This is a genomic window from Kribbella sp. NPDC051718 (assembly GCF_040681515.1).
Classification (GTDB): Bacteria; Actinomycetota; Actinomycetes; order Propionibacteriales; family Kribbellaceae; genus Kribbella.
Genome location: NZ_JBFAYZ010000011.1, coordinates 29,427 through 50,499, shown reverse-complemented (window position 1 = coordinate 50,499; position 21,073 = coordinate 29,427). Strand labels below are relative to the sequence as shown.

At 66.4% G+C, this 21,073-nt stretch carries 21 protein-coding genes; 12 read left to right on the top strand and 9 right to left on the bottom strand.

Translation table 11 applies throughout. The annotated features are described in order from the left end of the window. Positions 1-44: 44 nt before the first annotated feature. From AB0M15_RS33475 to AB0M15_RS33445, 7 genes are all read left to right on the top strand, one after another. Complete coding sequence (locus tag AB0M15_RS33475; RefSeq protein WP_363827401.1) at positions 45-992, top strand: alpha/beta hydrolase; 948 nt, start codon at positions 45-47, stop codon at positions 990-992. After that, entirely contained in the window at positions 989-1,792 is an 804-nt protein-coding gene (locus AB0M15_RS33470) for an amidohydrolase family protein (RefSeq protein ID WP_363827397.1), read from the top strand. Before AB0M15_RS33475 ends, AB0M15_RS33470 begins: the two co-directional genes overlap by 4 nt. A gap of 88 nt (positions 1,793-1,880) precedes the next feature. Continuing rightward, positions 1,881-2,156: a YggT family protein gene (locus AB0M15_RS33465; RefSeq protein WP_363827388.1), complete on the top strand. Its 276-nt coding sequence runs from the start codon at positions 1,881-1,883 to the stop codon at positions 2,154-2,156. A gap of 130 nt (positions 2,157-2,286) precedes the next feature. Then, the gene (locus AB0M15_RS33460) at positions 2,287-2,979 is read left to right on the top strand and encodes a hypothetical protein (protein ID WP_363827380.1); all 693 of its coding nucleotides are present in this window, start codon (positions 2,287-2,289) and stop codon (positions 2,977-2,979) included. After that, complete coding sequence (locus tag AB0M15_RS33455; protein ID WP_363827374.1) at positions 2,976-3,728, top strand: cobalt transporter; 753 nt, start codon at positions 2,976-2,978, stop codon at positions 3,726-3,728. Before AB0M15_RS33460 ends, AB0M15_RS33455 begins: the two co-directional genes overlap by 4 nt. 16 nt (positions 3,729-3,744) lie before the next feature. After that, positions 3,745-5,535 (top strand): hypothetical protein, encoded by a 1,791-nt coding sequence (locus AB0M15_RS33450; protein ID WP_363827366.1) that lies wholly within the window; start codon positions 3,745-3,747, stop codon positions 5,533-5,535. 1,450 nt (positions 5,536-6,985) lie between these two features. After that, positions 6,986-8,527: an Ig-like domain repeat protein gene (locus AB0M15_RS33445; RefSeq protein WP_363828239.1), complete on the top strand. Its 1,542-nt coding sequence runs from the start codon at positions 6,986-6,988 to the stop codon at positions 8,525-8,527. Here AB0M15_RS33445 and AB0M15_RS33440 read toward each other — a convergent pair. Beyond that, entirely contained in the window at positions 8,499-9,338 is an 840-nt protein-coding gene (locus AB0M15_RS33440; RefSeq protein ID WP_363827357.1) for an endonuclease/exonuclease/phosphatase family protein, read from the bottom strand. The genes AB0M15_RS33445 and AB0M15_RS33440 overlap by 29 nt on opposite strands. Here AB0M15_RS33440 and AB0M15_RS33435 point away from each other — a divergent pair. After that, the gene (locus AB0M15_RS33435; RefSeq protein ID WP_363827350.1) at positions 9,337-9,510 is read left to right on the top strand and encodes a hypothetical protein; all 174 of its coding nucleotides are present in this window, start codon (positions 9,337-9,339) and stop codon (positions 9,508-9,510) included. The genes AB0M15_RS33440 and AB0M15_RS33435 overlap by 2 nt on opposite strands. A gap of 3 nt (positions 9,511-9,513) precedes the next feature. Here the strand turns inward: AB0M15_RS33435 and AB0M15_RS33430 are convergent, their stop codons facing one another. The 3 genes from AB0M15_RS33430 to AB0M15_RS33420 form a co-directional block, all read right to left on the bottom strand. Further along, positions 9,514-9,891, bottom strand: a complete 378-nt coding sequence (locus AB0M15_RS33430) for a hypothetical protein (RefSeq protein WP_363827341.1) — start codon at positions 9,889-9,891, stop codon at positions 9,514-9,516. Positions 9,892-9,970: 79 nt separating this feature from the next. Next, positions 9,971-12,193, bottom strand: a complete 2,223-nt coding sequence (locus AB0M15_RS33425) for an FUSC family protein (RefSeq protein WP_363827335.1) — start codon at positions 12,191-12,193, stop codon at positions 9,971-9,973. Between the two features lie 57 nt (positions 12,194-12,250). Then, positions 12,251-13,141, bottom strand: a complete 891-nt coding sequence (locus AB0M15_RS33420; RefSeq protein ID WP_363827329.1) for a LysR family transcriptional regulator — start codon at positions 13,139-13,141, stop codon at positions 12,251-12,253. A gap of 58 nt (positions 13,142-13,199) precedes the next feature. On the opposite strand from AB0M15_RS33420, the gene AB0M15_RS33415 reads away from it, so the two are divergent. The 3 genes from AB0M15_RS33415 (at position 13,200) to AB0M15_RS33405 (ending at position 15,141) form a co-directional block, all read left to right on the top strand. Continuing rightward, the gene (locus AB0M15_RS33415; protein WP_363827325.1) at positions 13,200-14,087 is read left to right on the top strand and encodes an NAD(P)-dependent oxidoreductase; all 888 of its coding nucleotides are present in this window, start codon (positions 13,200-13,202) and stop codon (positions 14,085-14,087) included. Between the two features lie 23 nt (positions 14,088-14,110). Continuing rightward, positions 14,111-14,536, top strand: coding sequence for an SgcJ/EcaC family oxidoreductase (locus tag AB0M15_RS33410; protein WP_363827317.1), 426 nt, complete (start codon positions 14,111-14,113; stop codon positions 14,534-14,536). 158 nt (positions 14,537-14,694) lie between these two features. After that, positions 14,695-15,141: an excalibur calcium-binding domain-containing protein gene (locus tag AB0M15_RS33405; RefSeq protein WP_363827310.1), complete on the top strand. Its 447-nt coding sequence runs from the start codon at positions 14,695-14,697 to the stop codon at positions 15,139-15,141. A gap of 18 nt (positions 15,142-15,159) precedes the next feature. Here AB0M15_RS33405 and AB0M15_RS33400 read toward each other — a convergent pair whose 3' ends face one another. Together AB0M15_RS33400 and AB0M15_RS33395 are read right to left on the bottom strand one after the other, a co-directional pair. Further along, on the bottom strand, positions 15,160-15,486 hold the full coding sequence (locus tag AB0M15_RS33400; RefSeq protein WP_363827302.1) for a putative quinol monooxygenase: 327 nt from the start codon (positions 15,484-15,486) through the stop codon (positions 15,160-15,162). Positions 15,487-15,543: 57 nt separating this feature from the next. Continuing rightward, positions 15,544-17,754 (bottom strand): RICIN domain-containing protein, encoded by a 2,211-nt coding sequence (locus AB0M15_RS33395; RefSeq protein WP_363827295.1) that lies wholly within the window; start codon positions 17,752-17,754, stop codon positions 15,544-15,546. 140 nt (positions 17,755-17,894) lie between these two features. Between AB0M15_RS33395 and AB0M15_RS33390 the strand changes: the two genes are divergently transcribed. Continuing rightward, the gene (locus AB0M15_RS33390; RefSeq protein WP_363828236.1) at positions 17,895-18,884 is read left to right on the top strand and encodes a LacI family DNA-binding transcriptional regulator; all 990 of its coding nucleotides are present in this window, start codon (positions 17,895-17,897) and stop codon (positions 18,882-18,884) included. Between the two features lie 5 nt (positions 18,885-18,889). Here the strand turns inward: AB0M15_RS33390 and AB0M15_RS33385 are convergent, their stop codons facing one another. The 3 genes from AB0M15_RS33385 to AB0M15_RS33375 form a co-directional block, all read right to left on the bottom strand. After that, complete coding sequence (locus tag AB0M15_RS33385; RefSeq protein WP_363827288.1) at positions 18,890-19,084, bottom strand: hypothetical protein; 195 nt, start codon at positions 19,082-19,084, stop codon at positions 18,890-18,892. A gap of 295 nt (positions 19,085-19,379) precedes the next feature. Further along, complete coding sequence (locus AB0M15_RS33380; protein ID WP_363827285.1) at positions 19,380-20,156, bottom strand: ABC transporter permease; 777 nt, start codon at positions 20,154-20,156, stop codon at positions 19,380-19,382. 10 nt (positions 20,157-20,166) lie between these two features. Further along, positions 20,167-21,066, bottom strand: a complete 900-nt coding sequence (locus tag AB0M15_RS33375) for an ATP-binding cassette domain-containing protein (protein ID WP_363827282.1) — start codon at positions 21,064-21,066, stop codon at positions 20,167-20,169. Positions 21,067-21,073 lie beyond the last annotated feature (7 nt).

Here is a 21,073-nt window from a genome sequence, read left to right as displayed (position 1 = left end):
TGTGAGCCGGACCTTCTGCCCTCTCGCCCGGTTAGAGTCGGTGGGTGGCTGAGGAAGTGGGGTTTCGGCGGCGGGTGGTGCTTGGGGGGTTTGCGCAGGAGGTTTCTGTGCGGGGGGATGACCTCGGGAATCCGCTGTTGCTGGTGCTGCATGGTGGGCCGGGATTGGCTGAGATGCCGTTGTTTGCGGCGTACAACTCTGGGCTCGAGCGGCACTTTCTGGTGGCGCACTGGGATCAGCGGGGCGCCGGGCGGTCGTACGACGCTGGGATTCCGGCTGAGTCGATGACGTTGCGGCAGTTTGTCGATGACGCGGTCGAGTTGATCGACGTGCTGACTGCGGAGTTCGGGCAGAAGAAGGTTTATCTGGTCGCGCACTCGTGGGGGACACTGCTCGGCGCGATGATCGCCAGCGAGTACCCGGAGAAGCTGCACGCGTACATCGGGGCCGGGCAGCTCGTGTCTGGGCGCCGGGCCGCGCGGACGGCGTACGAGTTCGCGTTGCGGAAGGCGACCGAGCAGCAGCACGAGGAGGCCATCTCCGCTCTCCAAAAGATGCAGCAGTCGGCCGCCGATGGGGGTCCGACGTTCGCCAATGCGGTCGTCCATCGTGCCTGGGTGCAGTACTTCGGCGGTACGGTCAACGGCAGTCATGAAGCGTTGTTCGCGCGGATCGAGCCGGCTCTCCTGCGCGAGTACTTCGGGAAGCTCCGGGATATCGCCCAGGAGTTCTCGTTCCGGCATCTGATGCCGGAGACCCTCGAGACCGACCTGCTGCACACCGCCCGCAGGTTCGAGATCCCCATCCACCTCTTCGTCGGCCGGTACGACCAGGTCACTCCCGCCGAGCAGGCGGTCGAGTACTTCGAGGCGATCGAAGCGCCGTCCAAACAGCTGCACTGGTTCGAGAACTCGGCCCACTTCCTGCCGTTCGAAGAAGCCGACAAGTTCAACACCCTGCTGACCGCTATCGCGCTGGAGGAGAGACCGTGATCATCGACGCCTGGGCTCAGCATTCGACGACCAGACATCTGGCTGATCCGATGCTGGATTCGTTGCGGCGGTGGCAGCCGGGGATTCCGCTCGAGGAGCAGCCGGTTGCCGCGACGGTCGAGGCGATGGACGAGGCGGGTGTGGACAAGTCGCTGATCTCGGCCTGGGTTGCGCCGGGGAACGTGATGATCTCCAACGATGAGGTCGCCGGGTTCGTCGAGCAGGCGCCTGACCGGTTGGCGGGGGTTGGATCGGTCGACATCAGGAAGCCGATGGAGGCGGTCAGGGAGATCCGCAGGTGTGTCGAGGAGCTTGGTTTCAAGGGGATCCGGGTCCTGCCGTGGCTTTGGGAGGTACCGCCGACGGACCGCAGGTTCTATCCCGTGTACGTCGCTTGCTGCGAAGCCGATGTCCCGTTCTGTACCCAGATCGGCCACACCGGGCCGCTGATGCCGTCCGAGGTCGGGCGGCCGATCTACCTCGACCAGGTCGCCCTCGATTTCCCGGAGCTGAGGATCGTTGGCGGCCACATCGGCTACCCGTGGACCGACGAGGCGATCGCCGTCGCCACCAAACACGAGAACGTCTACATCGACACCTCGGCGTACACCACGAAGCGCTACCCGCCCGCCCTGGTCGAGTACGTCCGTGCGCACGGTCGTCGCAAAGTGTTGTTCGGCAGCAATTACCCGATGATCACCCCGGCCAAGGCGTTGCAGGACCTCGAGAGCCTCGAACTCGACGAAGAGGCGACCGACCTGTTCCTCGGCGGCAACGCCCAGCGGGTCTTCGGGCTGTAACTGATAGTCAGCTAAGAAGTCTGGTTGGGGGACATTTCAGGGTTGGCTGCTTCGTTGTTCCTGGCAAGATGGAACAAAGGAGTTGGTCATGAGCTTGCTTGGAGCGCTTGTCGGGTACGCGTTGTCGGCGTTCCTACTGGTACTGGTTGCCAGGATGTTGCTGGACTGGGGCGGCGTGGTCGGACGCGGGCCGGCCTGGGCCGTGAGGGCGCGGACGTTGACGCACGCCTGGACGGAGCCGGTGCTCGAGCCGGTACGTCGCCGGGTGCGACCGGTGCGCGCGGGTGGGATCGCGTTCGATCTGGCGTTCACGATCGTGTTCGTGGCGGCGCTGATCGTGCGGTCAATCGCCTTCAGCTTGTAGGCGCTGCTGGGTTAATCGTTCACCAATGCGTCTCTTGGGGATCACCAAAAGGCGCATTGGTGTTTCCGGGGCGGCGGGAAGGTCCGGGAGTTGCGTTGATCGACGCGCTCGGGGCTGAGGGGTGGGGGCGTTGGTGCTTCATCTGCTGTGCCCGGTACTACGTACGCTCGCCGTCGTCGCCGCGATCGGATTGGGTGTGGGGGTCACGGCTGTGCCGGCGCAGGCGCATCCGTTCGGCGATCCGCAGACCGTCGCGGTCAGCCTTGATCCGGCGCGGAGCGATGTGGTGCGGGTGCGTTGGAAGGTCGGCGGCCTTGACGATCTGACGCTGCTCGGTGTCGCGCTCGGAGTACTGCCGCAGAGCCGCAAACTGCTCGATGGAGCAACTTTCTTCGAGCCGGCTGATGCGATGGCGATCGGTGCGTCGGCGGAGTTCAGCGGGTACTTGTTGCGGCAGATCCAGGTGAGCACCGACGGCCTAAGCTGCGCCGGGATCGTCGAGGCGCCGAAGGAACTGGCCAGGACCGGCGTCGACCTCGCGTTCACCTGTCCGGAGCCGATCGCCAAGGCGGACATCACCGTCCGGACGCTGACCGACCTCAATCCCGCCTATCGCACCCTGGCCACCGGTCCGAACGGCGACCGCACGGTCTACTCCGCCGGCAAAGACACCCACGGCTGGTCTCTCGGCAGCGTCACCCGAGCGCATGCCGGTCGGAGTGCGGCGATCCAGCTCTCGGCGGTGGCTGGGGGAGTGGTGCTTGTCGGCGCAGCAGGCCTGGTCGTAGTACGCCGCAGGCGGCGGCAGGAGGTGACCGCGTGATCGCGCTTGCGCTCTCCGATCAGTTGCAGAACTTTGTGAACTCGCCTGGAGTACCGCCGGTTGCGTTTGGGTTCGCATTCCTTGCAGGGGCAGGGCATGCGGTGATGCCTGGGCATGGGAAGAGCCTCGCGGCCGCCTATCTCGTCGGCTCCCAGGGGAAGATCAAAGACGCGGCCTGGCTGGGTGGGTCGGTGGCAGTCATGCACACCATCTCCGTGCTGGTGATTGCGCTCGCCTGGACCTTCCTGTCGCTGGCCGATGTGATTCAGATGCAGCAACTCACCACAGCACTGCAGTTGATCGCAGGGCTCTTGGTAGCTGCCACTGGGCTGTACCTGGCCCGCCGCCACCTTCAAGCTGCAGCCCACGGCCACGGGCATGGCCACGGACATGGTCATGGTCACGGGCATGGGGAAGCCAAGCGGCCGGGTTTGATGATGCTGGGGATCTCCGGCGGCCTCACCCCTTCCCCAGCAGCGTTTCTGGTGCTGGTGGCTGGGTTGTTCATCGGGCGAGCCGGGTTCGCCCTGCTGCTGGTGATCACCTTCGGCGTCGGTATGGCCGTAGTCCTCTTCGGCGTCGGACTGCTGGCCATCGCGGGCAGCTCCGTGGTCATCCGAGGCGCCCAGACCCAGTCAGTACTACGCCTGGCCACCCGGGTAGCCCCCGTACTAGCCGCCGCCGGCCTAACGATCGCCGGACTCGGCATGACCGTCCTAGCTGCTCTCCACCTCACCGCTGTTCTCTGAAGGAGACACCGAACCGATGACACCCCGACTGCGCCCAGGCCGGCGATCTCGCGTCCTGATTGCACTAGCAGCGACAGCGCTGATAGCCGGCTCCGGTGCCGCGATCGTCCCGTCCACCGCCGGAGCCGAGGACGCACCACCGAGCACCAGCGCCCCGACCCTCAACCTGCGCGCGGGCCAGACGCTGGAAGGCACGGTCAAGGTCAAGGCCGAGCCGGCTACCGAGAACGACTCGGTCGACTCGATCACCGTCGACGGCACCAAGCTCGACGCCGACAAGACGGCCGGTACCGCGCACCTCAGCTTCGACATGGGCGGCAACGGTACCGAGGCCCGGTACCACAACTACATCACCGTCAACGGCCACACCGCAGATGCCGACCGCATCTTCTTCCCCGACATTCCCGGCGGCCGGGCGGGCACCCTTGACCTGGACGGCGACTGGCTCAAGACCGGCGTCAACACGGTCACCGTCCACGCCGGCGCGAACTGGGTCGACACGACCAACACCGCCGCGGTCGGGTACGAAGTACTGCCGAACGGTGAAGGCGCGCGCTGCCCGAACTACGACGACTTCCCGTTGACGAGCCTCAGCCTGAGCCTGCTCGGCGTGGTCATCGACGGTGAGCAGAACGCCTTCAGCTACAGCTTCGGCGACGGTACCTGCGGCAGCTCGAAGCACCTGCTCACCCAAGACCTCACCTTCGTCCTCTCCGGCGAACCGGGCAGCACAGCCGGTCTGAGCAAGGACCTCGACACCACAACGCTTGCCAACGGCACCCATACCGTCACGGCGACCAGCAAGTCGGGCAAGGCGCAGAGCGTCGAGATCGCGGTCAACAACTCCCCGGCCGGCGCCGCCAAGCTGACCCCGCCCGATGGCGCGCTGCTCAAGAGCACCCAGCCGATCATCGCGGCCCTCCCCAACGGCAGCGCGGACCACGTCGAGTCGCTCGCGATCGACGACCAGCCCGCCCAGAACGCGGAAACCCTGGCCCAGGGGACCGCAACCCTCGACCTCGCGATCGAGGCGGGCAACTCCGCCGAAGCGAAATACCACAACTATTTGCTTGTCAACGGCAACCGTGTCGACCTCGGTGGCGACTACGGCGTCAACGGCGCGGAAGCAATCAGCCTCAAGCTCCCGCAGCGGTTCCTCAAGCCCGGCGACAATACGGTTCAGGTCAAGACCGGCGACTACAACGGCACGGCCGCGGGCGCGACCTGCGCGAACCACGACGACTTCAAGCTCACCCGTACCGACGCGGCGCTCGCGTTGAGCACCGCAGGCACGGTCACCGCCGGTACGACATACCTGGTGACTACCACCGGATCGACGGTCACCAAGACGCCGACCACGGATGCGTCGCTCGCACTGGGTGATGGAACCTGCGGCCCCAACAAGGAGGCCGAGTTCCACTTCACGATCGCCGATGCCCCGACGACGCGGACGATCGAGACGCTTCATCGGCGGCAACGGTTCCGACAACGGCTACGACAACCTCGTGCTGATCAACGGCATCCCGCTGAAGCTCGGTATCTGGGAGAAGGAGACCGCCGACCTCAGCTTCCCGAACGAGTGGCTCGTGCCGGGCGTCAACACGATCGAGTTCGTCGCCGGCAACGACCACGGCAGTGCGACCGCCGGTGGTTGCGACAACTACGACGACTTCACGATCAGAAATCTGGAGCTTCGACCAACGGCCGCGACAGCGACCCAGCTGACCAAGCTGATCGCCGGTTCCACCGTCACGATCGGCTCGGCGAGCTACCCGGCCGGTACGCCGGTCACCACGTACATCGGTGATGGCACCTGCGGCAACAGCTACAACGCCGTACTGGACAAGACGTTCCTGTTCGACATCGGCCTGCCTGCCACGCCGCTCGGCCTCCGCGCGGACGTCGACACCAAGACGATCGCGGACGGCGCGCACACGCTCGAGGCGGTTGTCGGCGACAAGACCTCCACCCGTCGCTTCACCGTCGACAACACCGCGCCGGAGATCCAGAGCAGCGTCCCGGCCGAGGGGCAGAAGCTGACCTCGACCGTCGCGCTCACCGTCAAGGTCAAGGACGCTTCGGCCATCGTCGGTACGCCGGCCATCACGCTCGACGGCAAGGCGGTCAAGCAAGGCGACCAGATCGGCCATGGGCTGCCGGCCGGCGCGCATACGATCGCCGTCACGGCGACGGACTCGCTCGGCAACACGGCGACGAGGCAGGTGCAGTTCACCAGCGCGAGCATCCCGGACGTACCGACTGATCTGAAGGCGACGATCGCCGGCCGCAATGCTCCGTCGGCCACCCTCGCCGCCAAGATCCCTGGCGAGGACGGTGTTTCGCTGAAGGCGACGTTCACCAAGGCAGAGGTGCTAATCCCATCCAGCGGGTACCAAGGCATCGCCAGCGCGGTACCGACCACGCTCGACATCACCCATGACGGGTCGGTCGCTGTTGACTCGTTGCGGCCGCTCGACGGCAAGACGATCGACACGCAGTCCGCGCGGGACGTCGTCTTCCAGCGGTACGACCTGAACCTCGGCACCACTGCGAAGACCCCGACCCTGCGGTGGGAAGGCACGATCGACCCGGCCCGCGTCGCTGCCCTGAGAGTTTGGGACAAGGCGACCCAGAAGTGGGTCGCCCTGACCAGTTCCCGCGGTCAGACCGGCAAGTCGACGGTGCTCACGGCGCAGGTCGAGACCCAGTATCGCGACGGTGACCTCGTACATGTCTTGGTCACTGGTGAAGACCCGTTCGCCGATGATCTGTCGCCCCGGGATGCCTCGGCGCAGAACGGCAAGGACCATTTCGAGGACCCCAGCACGTATGACTTCTCGATCGCGCACTTCACCGACACGCAGTACCTGACCGAGGGTGCCGCCGGTGGCACGTACGACGACTGGGACGGCCAGAGTGAGGCGTCGGACGTCGAGACCGCCGAGGAGCAGGCGATCTGGGCGGCGGCGTACCGTGACGAGACGCAGTGGATCGCCGACAATGCGGCCGGTCGCAAGATCGCGTACGCCGCGCACACCGGCGACATCATCGAGAACGACTACTACGACCCGCTGGCCAAGAACCCGGACGGCTCGCTGCAGCGGCCCGGTCTCAACGCGGAAGTCGACAAAGAGCTTGCGGCCGCGTCGAGCTACCAGAAGATCCTGGACGACAACGGCGTGGTCAACCAGGTCATCGCCGGCAACCACGACAACCAGCTGGGCGCCGAGACCGGACCGGACTCGCGGTTCAGCAAGATGTTCAGCGCGGATCGGTACAACGCGCTGGCCAAGACCTGGCCGGCCGGCACCGAGTACCACGCGTGGGACGAGAAGGTGAACCCCGACGGCAGCATCACGCCGGGCAAGGACAACCAGAACAACTACGTCCTCTACTCCGCCGGCGGACTCGACTTCGTCGCCGTCGGCCTCTCGTACGGCGTGACGCCCGACGAGGCCAAGTGGGCCGACTCGATCTTCAAGCGGTACAAGGATCGCAACGGCATCCTGCTGTCCCACGACTACCTCAAGCCGTCGCCCAACCCCGACGGCCGCGGCGCCGACTTCTCCGCACCGGATGGGTCGCCGCTGTACAAGCAGGTCGTCGAGAGCAACCCGAACGTCTTCCTGGTGCTGGCCGGTCACGAGCATGGCGTCGGTACCAACCTGAAGACCAAGGTCGGCGTGACGGTCGCGCACGACGTCGTCGAGCTGCTCGCGGACTACCAGTTCTACACGGTCCCGGCCGGTGAGCTGTGGCCGAAGCTGGTCGATGCCGCAGGCAACATCGATGTCAACGGTGACGGCAAGCCGGATCACAAGGCGACGGACCGGCTGCAGTTCGGCGCGAGCTTCCTGCGGCTGCTGCAGTTCGACGTCAAGCGGGCCGAGCTGCACATCGACACGTACTCGCCGTTCCTCGGGAATTTCGGGGCGACCGAGTACGACGTACGCCAGGACGGCAGCCAGACCAAGCCGCGCTACAACGGCGCCGAGGACAACCTGACGATCCCTGTCGACCTGACGACGCGCAAGACGTCCTTCTCGACGGACTCGCTCGCGGCGTACGTACCGACTGCCGAGATCGGGTCGGACGACGTACTGGCCAACGGCACCGCCTCGGTGACCTGGACGGGCCTGCAGCCGGCCACGTCGTACGGGTGGATCGTCTCGGCGGTCAGCGCAGACGCTGGTACTGCGGTAGCGCAGCCGGCCGTGTTCCGCACAGTCAAGGGCGAGGCGACCGTCACCGCGACCTCTGCTCCGATGGACTGGGGTACTGCGGCCAAGGTGGCGGTCAAGGTGACCGCTGACGACCTACCGGTGACCGGCACGGTCGAACTGCGCGAAGGCGACAAGGTACGCGGCACAGGCACTCTCAACGCCGGTACTGCGAGCTTCCCGCTGCCCGTGGGTCTCGCACCCGGCGCCCACCCGCTGACGGTCTCGTACTCCGGCAGCGATTCGCTCGACGCGGCTACCGGCGCCGTCACGGCCACGGTGAACCTGCCGCCGGCCTGGAGCCCCACTGCGTCGTACAAGGCCGGTACCAGGGTCAGCCTCGACGGCAAGATCTACTTGGCGTCCTGGGCGAGCAAGAACCAGAAGCCGGGTGCGCCGTACGGTGCCTGGGAAGAGCTGGCGATGACCGAGGACGGCACGACGATCTGGACCGCCTCGCGGGTCTTCCGGACCGGCGACCGGGCGTTGTACGAGGGGCACCTGTACGAAGCCAAGTGGTTCAACAACAACCAGCCGCCGAGCGCCGCGCCTAGCGGTCCTTGGAAGCCGATCGGCTGAGCCGGGCCTGCAGGCCGAGGTGGTCGGAGAGGTAGCCGAGTGACGGCGACTCCTCCTCGAAGACCACCTCGGCCGACTCGGTCGTCAGCCCGGCGGTCAGGATGAAGTCGATGCACTGGGACTTCATCCCGGCCGGCAGATAGGCCTGCTGGAACGTCGGCGGGCACTCGCCACCGAACACGTCGGTCAGCCCGGTCGTGCTCAGAAAGTCTTGTACCAAAGGCTTCTGGCGCGGGATGTTGAAGTCTCCCGTCACCACACTGGGCAGACCGAGGCTACCGACCAGCGCAGCGAGCTCGGTCAGCTGCTGACGGTGGATCGGATGAAACCTGTTCGACGCCGACCAGGTCCCGTCGGTGTTGGCGAGCAGATGCACGTTCACGACCGACACGCCGGCCACCCGGGTCACCAACGCGCCCTTCAGGAGTCCCCGCCAGCGAAGGGACGTTTCGGTACTCCGGGGCGCCGGCAGCCGCCGATAACGGATCGACTCGACCGGCAGTCGTGAGAAGGTCACCACACCACCGGCCGGTCCGGCGAGCGACGGGCGGTACGCGGCCCGGAACGACGGCATGCCCTTCGCGAGCCGGCGTAGATGGTAGTAGGTCAAGACCTCCTGGACGTTGACGACATGCAGCGGTGACGCCTCGAAGGTTGATGCGATTTCGGCGTACCGGACCGTGAGGTTCGAGCCCTTGACCGGCATCCCGCGGGTGTTGAGAGTGGCGACCAGAAGCTGTCCGTTAGCTGAGTGCCCGGTTCGGGTACCTGAGCGCTTCCCCGCCCGGAATTTCGACAGGAGAAACACCATGTTCGCCATTATCGCCGCAGTGATCTTCGGACTCGCGCTCATCCTCGACTGGGCCGACGCGACCGTCAGTGACGCGTTCACCCCGCAGACCCTGCTGATGGCCGGCCTGCTCTGCATGGCCCTGCACCTCGCCGGCATCGGCGCCTCCGCCAAGTGGGGCCGCCGCCGCTGATCGTCAGGTCGTCGCAGCGACGACGAGGAGGACGAGGTTCGGGACGGCTTCCATCACGGAGTTGAGCCAGAGCTTCGGCTGCGTGGCCAGCATGACGACCGCAAGGAAGACGTGCTGGCACGCGGTGAACAGGATCAATGCCTGCCCGGCGTCCGGGTGACTCGTGTGCAGCAGGTAGGTGCCGATGAAGAGCGCGGCCGCCGTCGTGAGGTTGAAGTACGCGATGGAGATCCGCCACAGCCGGACGGCATCGTAGTCGGCAGGCTTGATCAGGAACATGAAGTACAGCCGCCGGTTCTTGTAGAACCACAGCTCCATCGCCCAGACCGACACCAGGATCACGCCGATCACGACGGCGAGGACTTGCACCGCCGTACTCATCAGAGACCCACCCCCTGAGCATCAGGATGGTACGAGTCTCTGACTAATTCAAGTCCTCATCCGGTCTGCGCGAAGAGGGTCAGACCTCGAGGGCGCGTTGCAGGCGGCGCAATCCGTCGAGGTGATCAGCCGTCCAGAGCATCCGTACCGCGGTCGCGGTCCAGCTCCCGTCGTCTGCGGTGAGGTCCGTGCGGACTGCGTTGACCAGCCGGTCCTCCGCGTCGCCGTCACGCTCGATCGGCGTCGGTACCTCGCCTGCTCCGGCCAACGCGAGAGCGGTCTCCTGGTACCAGTCCACGAGCACACCGGTGGAGTCGATGAGCTCCATCCGGGCAGCTGTGCGGTCGCCGCTGGGGGTGTCGCCGCGACTCCACAGCTCGAGGATCGCGTCGACAGTTATGCGCAGTACCGCGACGCCTGTCACCAGTGTCGTCACATTGGCCAGGGGGAGCTGCTTGCCGCCGCGCTCGGCCAAGTACGTCCGGAAGGCGTCGTCTAGCCGGCGTGCAGCGGCCGCGGCCTTCCTGGAGGCTTCATCCGGTACTGCGGCAGGCCCGGCTCGCCCGTCGCAGCGGGTCACCGCATAGGCGATCGCTTGGCGCAGGTAGTGCGCGCTGTCGGAGTACCCCTCGGCTAGCGCCTGCTGGAGAGCGGCTGTCGCGCCACGCGGCCAGAGGAGGAGTCCGACGAGCAGGCTCACCGCTGAGCCGATGGCGACGTCCTCGATGCGTACTAGTCCGATCTCCCAGCCTGCCGGCGAGATGATGTCGAAAAGGATCAGCAGTACGCCGGTGAACGCGGCCTGGCCTGCTGCGAAGGAGAACGCTGCTGGGGCTAGTCCTGCGAGAAGTACCGCTATCGGCAGCAGGAACCAGGCGACGGTGGTGTTGGAGCCGATGGCCAGCACTACGGCGCCACCGATGATGATGCCGGCCACTGTGCCGGCCAGCCCGCGGAGGGCGTTCTGGCCGGTGCTCAAGGCGTTCGAGCGCAGTACGGCGAGGGTTCCGAAGACGACCCAGAACGAGTGCTGTACGCCGGTGAGGTCGGCGATCAGGACGGCCAGCGCGAGGCCTACCGCTCCGCGGATGCTGTTGTGGAGCCAGACCGAGTGGAGTTCCAGGTGGGCGCCCGCTCGCTCCTTGACGGATGCCAGGGGTGAGCCGGGGCCGGTGGGGCCGCGGCCGAGGAGGTGACCCCACCAGCTGCGGCCGCGGGCTGCTACTGCGAGCTCGATGTTCTCCGCGATGGCGGCTACGGCGAAGCTCATCTCCTGGGCCCGGAAGGTTGGTTCGAGTGCGCTGACGAAGGCTTTCACCAGGCTGTCGTCCTTGCCGGGTGATGGCGGTAGTTCGGTGACGGCTTGTTCCAGGGCGAGACGTGCCTGGTGGAGCCGGCCGAGGGTTTCCTCGAAGCCGGTGAGGTTGCCGTCGTCGTTGTCGAGCACGTTCGCGGCCCGGTCGAGGAGGTCGGCGGCTGCTTCGTAGACGGCGATCAGGTAGGGGGCGGCAGGGCCTGGGTTCGGCATCCGGGCGTGGGGTTCGAGGACGGAGTTGAGCCAGATGACTTCGTCGACCACCCGGACGAGGGTTCTTGCGGAGGTTGAGAGGCCGGTGGGGCGGTACGGCGTACCGAAGAAGGTCTTGCGGAGTTCGGCTACTGCGGCGGAGGCTTCGCCGGCTTGGTAGATCAGGGCGGCTTTGCTCTCGGTGTCGGCTGGGTTGCGGAGGCAGTCGAGGCCGGCTTGGAGGCGTCTGGCGAGCAGGGTGCAGGCGTGCGCGGTGGGGCCGCGGAGGGGTTCTCGCGTTGGGGCGGGCCAGAGGAACGTGATGGCGATGAGGGAGGCGGCGCCTGCCAGTAGCCAGCCGATGAGGCGGTCGGGGAGCGTGGTCATGCCGCCGGGGAGGCTGACGGGGAGGATGAAGCTGGCCAGGAGAGCGGTCGTCGCGCTGGCCAGTACTGAGCTGATGACGCCGACGAACAAGATGACGAAGGCAACGATCAGGGTCGCCGCGGCGGCGAGCCAGACGGAGCTGGAGGCAACGGTACCGATCGAGATCAGGATCAGACCGGCGGCGATCAGGCTCAGCTGGGCCTGGATCCGCTCGAGCTTGCTGCCACTGAAGTCGACGAACAGCACGGTCGACATCGACCCGAACGATGCGAAGATCGCGATCACCGGATCGTCCAGCACCAGATAGGCGAACGCGAACGCCAACGGCATCACCACCGCGGCCCGCGCCGCCCGCCGAGTCGCAGACAACCCCGCATACTTGGCCCTGAGCCACTCGAGCAACCTCACCGAACACTCCCCGGACCAGACACGGCTCCGAGCGTACGCCGGTACGCCCGCCCGCAGCTAGGCGTGTAGTACCTCGAGGAAGGCGCGGGTGGCCGGGGAGGGGGTGAGGCCGGAGATGGTGGCGGTGTAGATCTGTCGGGGTGGCATGTCGTCGGGGTGGATGCGGACCAACTTGATGTCGGGGCGGACTGCTTCGGCGGCGAGGGAGGGGACGAGGGTGATTCCGGTGCCTGCGGCAACGAAGCCTTGTTTTGCCATCCAGTCGCGGGCGACGAAACCGATGTGTGGCTGGAAGCCGGTTCGGAGGCAGGCGCTGATCAGGGTGTCTTCGGGGCGGGAGCTGCCTGCGATCCACTGCTCGTCCTGCAGATCGGTGAGCCGGACCTGGCGGCGGCGCGCCAGGCGGTGGGTCGGTGGCAAAGCGACGTACATGAAATCGTCGCGGAGTTTGCGGAGATCGAAGCCGTCGAGGTGCTGCACGGTCGGGTAGCTGACGACGGCGACGTCCGCTTCGCCGGCGCCGAGTAGTTCGAGCAGGCCGGAGGTGAAGCCTTCGCGGAGGGTGATCCGCACGTCGGGGTAGCGGCGTTGGAAGGTGGCGATGGCCTGCGGGATCAGCGCGGCGTCGGCGGTGGCGAAGGCGGCGACTCGGAGTCGGCCGGTGGCCAGTTCGCTGAGGTCGGTGAGTTCTTGGCGGGCCGCGTCGAGGCGGTCGAGGACGGCCTGGGCGTGGGGGAGTAGGCGGCGGCCGGGTTCGGTGAGCCGGACGCCTCGGGGGAGGCGGTCGAAGAGCGTCGTACCGGCTTCGTCTTCGAGGGTTGAGATCTGCCGGGAGACCGCGGACTGGGTGTAGCCGAGGATCGGGGCTGCGGCGGTGAAGGATCCGCGCGCGGCGACGGCGACGAAAACCCGGAGCAGCGGGGTGGAGAAGTCATGCGGGGTCGGCATGGCTTCCATGCTAGACATTCGCTACTCACATTGCTGACTGCTCGTTAGATTTGGGGGCATGGAGAAGAACACGAAGATCGCTTTCCTCGGACTCGGCTCGATGGGCGCCCCGATGGCCCGCCGCGTCCTGGCCGCCGGCTACCCCCTGACCGTCTGGAACCGCACCACCACCCGAGCCATCGCCTTCGCCGGAGCAGCCGTCGGCTCCGGCGCAGCACCTGATGCCGGTGTCGCAGCGGCAGGGTGGGCTGGGTCCAACGGCACTACGGTGAAGGTTGTGGACTCACCGGCCGAGGCGGTGCGGGATGCCGACGTGGTGATCACGATGCTGGCGGACCCGACGGCGGTGCGCGAGGTGGTGGGAGCCTTCGCGAGCTCACTGAAGCCCGGCACCGTGCTGATCGACGCGTCCACGATCGGCCCGGAGGTCGTCGGCGAACTGGCCGGCCTCCTCCCGCCGGACGTCCACCTGATCGACGCCCCGGTGATGGGCAGCGTGGATCGCGCGGCCAGCGGCGAGCTCCTCCTGATGGTCGGCGGCGACGCAGACCCGGTACTTCCGTTGCTCGAGCTCTTCGGCACGGTCAACCGCACCGGCGCCGTCGGCACCGGCGCCGCCCTGAAACTCGTCCTGATCAACGCCGTCATCAACGGCGTCGCCGTAGTAGCCGAAGCGATGGCCCTGGCCGGCTCCCTCGGCCTCCCCGAAACCCAGGTCAAAGCCGCCCTAGCCTCATCACCCCTGGCAGGGCTCGCCGGACGTGCATTCGCCGAAGGCGCCTACTTCCCGGTTCGCCTAGCCGCCAAGGACGTCGCCCTCGCCACCGCAGCCGCGGACCTTCCGATAGCGCAGGCAGTACACAGCCGCCTGACCGCCTACCCCGAGGTCGCCGACGAAGACCTCGGCCAGATCGTCAAGTCCTTCGGCTCCTTGACTTCAAGTTAGCTTCAACTAAGACGATGTCGGGCATGGACATCTCCGGACAGATCCCCAGCCAAGCCGACGTCGACGCGATCATCGCCCTGGTGGCGACCGTCGAGGAGGCGCAGAGCAAAGAGGATGCTGACGCGTTCCTTGCGTTGTTCCGTGAAGATGCGTTGTGGGTGACGGGACACGGCAAGCGTCTCTATGGGAGCGAGACGATTGCCGAGTTCACCCGGCGCGTACTGCCCGGGGCGACGACCGAGTCGTATGCGACCTACACGCCCGACCACCTGCTGTTCGTCCGGCCCGATATCGCGGTCGTCAACGTCAACCAGAAGTACGCCCTCCGCCCCGGCTCCACCAGCGAGCTGCCCGTCGATACCGGCAGTCCGGTGTACCTCCTCGCCAAGGATGACGGCGAATGGCGGATCGCGGCCGCGCAGAACACCGTCGTAGTACCCGAGCCCTGATTGCGCTAGGTAACGAAACAGGACCGACTTCCCAGTATGGCCGCTTGCCCGTCGCGGAGTGTGATGAACCACTGGTAGGCATGGGGTCGCTCGGACCGTCAGCGCCCGAGCGACAACGATCCCGTCCCGGGGGGAACCGAGGACGGGTTGGGGGAGCAATGACGAAATTCCAGCCTGCCCTGAAAGCCTTAGCAGGCCTCATCACCGCAACCGCGTTGGCCACCGGCTGCGGCGCCGCCACCACCACCGAAAACCAAGCCGCGTCCCAGACCACAGTCACCACGACGGTCACCACCACGCCGTCCGCCAAACCCACCATGCCGGCCCCGCTGGCCTCGATCCCACCCAAGAAGCCGGCCACCGCCGTACCGTTGGCCAAACCACCGAAGAAGACCACCGCCCCCAAGCCGACCAGAAAACCAACCGTCCACCGAACCACCAAACCAAAGCCGAAACCCAAGCCGACAGCCACCAAAACAACCCAGAACGCCTACTACGCCAACTGCACCGAGGTCCGAGCCGCCGGCGCCGCCCCCATCCACCGAGGCGAACCCGGCTACTCCAGCAAACTCGACCGAGACGGCGACGGCATCGCCTGCGAGTAGTTGGTGCGCAACCAGCCGTCAGCGGTTGACGGCTAGTTCGCCCAGGTCTGACCAGTTGGACTGGTCGAGTTTGAAGTTGACGATTTTGGGGGTTTCGACGAGGTGGGGTGGGAGGGTGGATTGGGCCGACTTGAAGTGGTCGGAGTTGACGTGGGCGCCGGCGGCTTCGTCGTCGGCGAAAGCCTCGACCAGGACGTATTCGGTGGGGTCGTCGAGGCTGCGGGACCAGTCGAACCAGAGGTTGCCGGGTTCGGCGCGGGTGGCCGCGGTGAAGTCGGCGGTGATGGTGGGCCAGTTGTCGGCGTCTTCGGGCAGGACCTTGAACTTTGCGGTGATGAAGATCATTTGCCGATGGTATCGGCGGGTGTCGGGGGTGGAGGTGTCAAAACGAGACAGTGGCGTTCAGCTGACGGACCATTGCTGGCCGGCTGCGCCGGTGAGGGGCTCCTGGGTGACCTTGCTGCCGTCTGTGGTGGAGGCAGTGGTCATCGGCAGACCGCTGTGCGCGTTGATGATCAAGTAACCCGAAGTGGTCGGGGTGACGAGCCAGCGCTGGTTCGATCGGCCGGTGCACGTCCACTGGATCACCTTCGTACCGGCCGTGGTGGACCCGCCTTCGGCGTCGGCGCACAGTTGCGAGTAGCCGTTGGTGATCGTGTACGTGCCATCGGTCTGCTGGGCGAAAGTCCAGGACTGGTTCTGCTGTCCGGACGATGACCAGGTGATGAGCTGGGTGCCAGTGGCCGTCGACCAGTCGGGATCGTCCAGGGCCTTGCCGTTGGCTTTCAGCGTGTGTACGCCGTTGAGGTTCGCCGCGACACCAACCGCTGTCATGGACAGCGTCTGCTCGGCAGCGGTCCGCGACCCGCCGACGGCATCACCCGTGCTGTTGGTCCAGTGCCGTACCGGGGTGCTCTCCGTCAGCCGGCCGGACTGCGACGACATCCCGAGCACGAGCCCGCTGTACCGATTGACGAGTCTGAAGCCGGCGCTGGCTGGCGAGGTGTTGGGGATGACGAACCACTGCTGCCCAGCCGTCGGACCCGTCGTACCGGGAGCAGTGACTGACAAGGCCGCACCCCATGCACGGCCAGCGTTGCCGGTCGAGTCCGTGCCGAGCAGTCGCCCGGTGGAGGCGTTCGCGATCCGGTACGACCCGTCGCCGTTGGGAGCGAAGGACCAGGCCTCGAGGGTCGAACCGGTGGCGGTGGCGAGTGACGTCGTCGACGTGCTGCCGGACACCTGCGCGAGCACCCGGCCGTTGCCATTGGCAACTCGATAGGTCTTGGCCGGGTCGAGCGGCGGCGCGGCCGGCGTGGTCGAGTCGATCGCGACATCGGCGTACTCGCCGGAGGAGGTGGCGCAGGCGATCGAGCAGTACGAACGGAAGGAGCGGCCGATGATGGTCGAGCTCGTCTTGTTCACCGGGTCGAGGAACCAGCGGTACCAGGAGCCGGACTTGTAGCTGCCCGAGTCGCCGATCAGGTACCACTTCTGGGTGGCGAGGTTGTCGGTGACGTAGAAGCGCTGGATCTGGACGCCCGAGACGACCTCGGGCTCGCCGAGATACAGGCCCAGGTACGCGTTGTAGGTGATGTTCATAATGAACAGATCCGACTTGGCCGGCAGTTGGCCGGCCGCCACCTGCTCGTCCACGTTGCCGGTGTTGGCCGGGCTGTAGTCGTCAGCGGTGGGCGTGTAGCCGTTCGAGTTCGACGCGGTCACCGGGACCATGTTGCTTTCCAGTCCGCCGACGCCCGGCTGGGACCAAGCTCCGTCGTACCACTTCGACCACGAGCCGGTCGCCATCTTGCCCGACAGGGGTGCGCGGGCGACGTGGGCGAGTCCGCCGTTGCCACCGCCCTCGCCGGCCTTGGGGATGATGCGCGATCCGTAGTACACGTAGAAATAGCCGGATGCGGTGTCGACGAAGAGCCGCTGGTCGCCGTCGCCGTAGTCGTAGGTCTCGTGCGGGAAGGCGGTGTTGTCGCCGCGCTTGATGCTGTACGGCGAGGTGATCGCGTGACCCTTGATGGTCCAGACCTTGCCCTGGTTGGTCGAGACGGCGTAGTCGATCGAGTCGTAGTGCAGGCCGTCGCCGAACGGCTGCGGCGTGAACTCGTTGTGGACCAGGCCGATCCAGTTGCCCGTGTCCGGATCGACCCAGGTGCCGATCAGGTCGCAGTAGTTGCGTTGCGAGTACGAGCCGGCGCCGCCGTTGACGTAGGTGGACTCCAGACCGGTCGGGCTGTTGTTGCAGCGCCAGGTCGTGTCGCTGTTCTTGTCGCGGCTGTCGGCCGGATTGACTGCGCCGCTGATGGCGGTCGACTTCGTCGCAGTGTCGAAGTTGGTACCCGTGTAGAAGTTCCACTGACGCGAGGCGGTCGCTTCGTACAAGGCGTGCGACTGCTGGAAGTAGAACGTGCCGTCCTTGTCGATGTACGGACTGGCCGGCGAGTCATCGGGGAACCGGTACGCCGTCGTGCTCGATCCGATCGACACCGTGTAGCTGGTCGCCGGCGGGACAGGTGGCGTGGCGGCTGCCTGCAGGCCGCTGCCGGCGAGCGCGGCGGCGGTCATGATCGCGACGGAGACTCTCAGAGATGTCGACATCGCTGCACCATAGAATCCATTTGACCGGTAAACAAGACCTCGATGCGCACAACAATGCATTGACGTAGCGCCCGGGCCGCCCAATACTGCAGAGAAGTAGTTGACCGGTCCAACAATCTTTGGGGTCGCCTGTGGTGACGATGCAGGACGTGGCGAACCGGGCGGGCGTCACCAAGCAGACCGTGTCGAATGTCGTGAACGGCCGCGCTGCCGTCCGGCCGGATACGGAGGCGCGAGTCCGGGCGGCGATCGCTGACCTCGGGTACGAGCCGAACCTGGTGGCGCGTTCGCTGGCGACCGGTTCGACGATGACCGTCGGGCTGATCGTGCCGACCGTCGCCAGCCCGTTCTACTCCGAGATCGTCGAGGAGGTGGAGAACGTGCTCGACCAGCACGGGTACCACCTCGTGCTCTGTACGACCCGCGCCGACGGCGATCGGGCCAAACGCCAACTGGCCGGGCTGTCGAGCCGGCTGGTCGATGCTCTGCTCATCGCAGGCGATCGTGATCTGACCGATCCGCTCGCGCTGCTGCCGGATGCGCGGTTCCCGATCGCGTTGTGTGCTTGGGAGACGCAGATCCCCGATTCACTGCCCGTGGTGACGATCGACTACGAGCATGCCGGCTTCCTCGCCGGCGAACATCTGAGGAGCCTCGGGCATCGGCGGATTGCCGCTGTGGTCGAGCTGCCGACGCATGAACTACGGCTGGCTGGTCTCAGGCGTGCATTTGGGCAGGACAAGTTGAGCGACGACCACGTGTTCGTGCCGACGAAGCCGACGCCGGCCGGTGGGTTCGCGGCGGCGCAGGCTGCGCTGGCGGCCGATCCGGAGCTGACGGCGATCTTCGCGTCACACGATCTGCTCGCGCTCGGGGTGCTCGAAGCGGTGAAGGAGTCGGGGCGATCGGTACCGGGCGATGTCTCGGTGATCGGCTTCGACGACACGGCGCCGGTGGCCCTGACCCATCCGGCGCTCACCGCGGTCGCGATCCCCAGCCGCGAGATGGCTCGCCAGGCGACTGCACTGCTCTTGCGTGCCATCGACGACGGCACCCAGCCGGTCAACTCGGCTCAGCTGCTGCGAACCTCGCTGGTTATCCGCGACAGCACCGGACCGGCTCCTCGGTAGGTAGGTCAGGCGGCGAGCTGCTGGGCGTTCTTACGGGCCCACACTGCGCGGCGGAGCTTGGCCTTGTCGGGGTAACCGGCGGCACGGCCGATCATGTACACGTCGTGGCTGCGCATGTTGACCATCGCTGCGACGTACCAGACCGGGTTCCCCTCGGCCAGCATGGTGACGATCATCTGCTGCGCGCTGTTCTCGGACATCCTGACCCTCTCCTCGATCCGTGGTTCCTGCTCTCACTGATACGTCGGAGCGGGGCCGCCGATTTCGACATCGGGCCAGAACTTTCCAGGAAAAAAACGAATGCCCCGATCGATGATCGGGGCATTCGTCCGTGCGGGTCCCGGGGGGAGTGGGACCTCCACACGTGGGGGGACTTCGAATTTATCCCCGATCGAGGGTCAGGGTCGCACCTTCGCGGCGATTCCCGAATCACCAAAAGCCGAGCGGTTCGAACCGTGCGCCCAACGGTCGGATCAAAGGCTTGTTCGTTGAGGCTCATCGAGTGGTCCGGCGGCGATACAGCAGCGTCGCGAGAGCCGTCGAAAAGACGAGCAGACCGCCACACCAGGCGAGTGCGATCCAGCCGTTCGAGCCTAGCGGAGTACCGGTGAGGAAGCTGCGGACGGCCTCGATCACCGGCGTGATCGGCTGGTGTTTGCTGATCGGCCGGAGGAAGGCCGGCATCGTCTCGGTCCGCACGAACGCGCTGCTCAGGTACGGCACGAACAACATGAAGAAGCCCAGTGCGCTGGCCGACTCGACCGACTTCGCGATCACGCCGAGCGCGGCGGCGAGCCAGGACAACGCGACCACATAGAGCAGCAGCAGACCGATGGCCGCGAGCCAGTCGACCACGCCGGCGTTCGGGCGGAATCCCATCGCGAGCGAGGCGAGGATGACGATCCCGGTGGACACGGCGTTGCGGACGACACTCGCGGTGACGTGCCCGGTCAGCAGGGCGAAGCTGCGGATCGGCAGTGACCGCAGGCGGTCGATCATGCCCCTCGTCATGTCGTCGGCGACGGCCATCGCAGTACTGGCGGCGCCGTACCCGGTGGTCAGCAGCAGGATGCCGGGCACCACATAGTTGATGTACTGCGTACCGGTATCGATCGCGCCGCCGAAGACGTACACGAACAGTGCCATCATCATCAGCGGCAACAGGATCGCCACGAACAGCGTGTCCACGTTGCGCCGGCTCAACCGCACGCTGCGATCGACCATCGTCGTCACGTCGCTGACGGCGGCGCCGAATCCTTGGTGAGTACTCATCAGCTCGCTCCTACGCGGTCAGGGTGAGGAAGACGTCGTCGAGCGTCGGGCGATGCGACGACACTCGAGCCGGCGGCAGGTTCTGGTCCCGGAGCAGATCCAGTACTTGCAACAGGTGACCGGCCGAGCCGTCGGACGGCAGGTTGACCAGTCGTCCGTCGGTGAGGCCGCCGAGGAGGTCGTTCGCCTTGGCCGCGGTGTACTCGTCGTCGAAGTACAGCTCGATGCGTTCGCCGCCGACCTGGGCCTTGAGGGAGTCGGCGGTGCCGGACGCGGTGATCCGGCCGTCGTCGAGCAACACGATCCGGTCGGCCAGGCGGTCGGCCTCGTCGAGGTACTGGGTGGTGAGCAGGATCGTCGTACCGTCGCGGACCAGCTCGCCGATCGCGTCCCACATGGTCAGCCGGCTGGCCGGGTCGAGGCCGGTGGTCGGCTCGTCGAGGAAGATCACCCGCGGTCGCGCGATCAGGCTCATGGCGAGATCGAGCCGGCGCATCATGCCGCCGGAGTAGGTCTTGGCTCGGCGGTTCATCGCGTCGGTGAGCTCGAAGCGCTCGAGCAGTTCGTCTGCCCGCCTGGTGGCGGCGGTCCGGCCCAGGTGCGTCAGACGGCCGATCATGACGAGGTTCTCGCGGCCGGTCTGGTTGTCGTCGACCGCGGCGTACTGGCCGGTGAGGCTGATGACGCCGCGGACCTTGGTGGGCTCGCGGACCACGTCGTACCCGTCGATGGTCGCGGCGCCGGCGTCCGGGCGGGTCAGCGTGGTCAGGATCCGCACGATGGTGGTCTTGCCGGCTCCGTTCGGGCCGAGCAGGGCCAGTACGGAGCCTTCCTGGATTGCCAGGTCGATGCCTCGCAGCACCTCGGTGGTGCCGTACGACTTCTTCAGGCCAGTCGCTTCGATGATCATGGTCCTC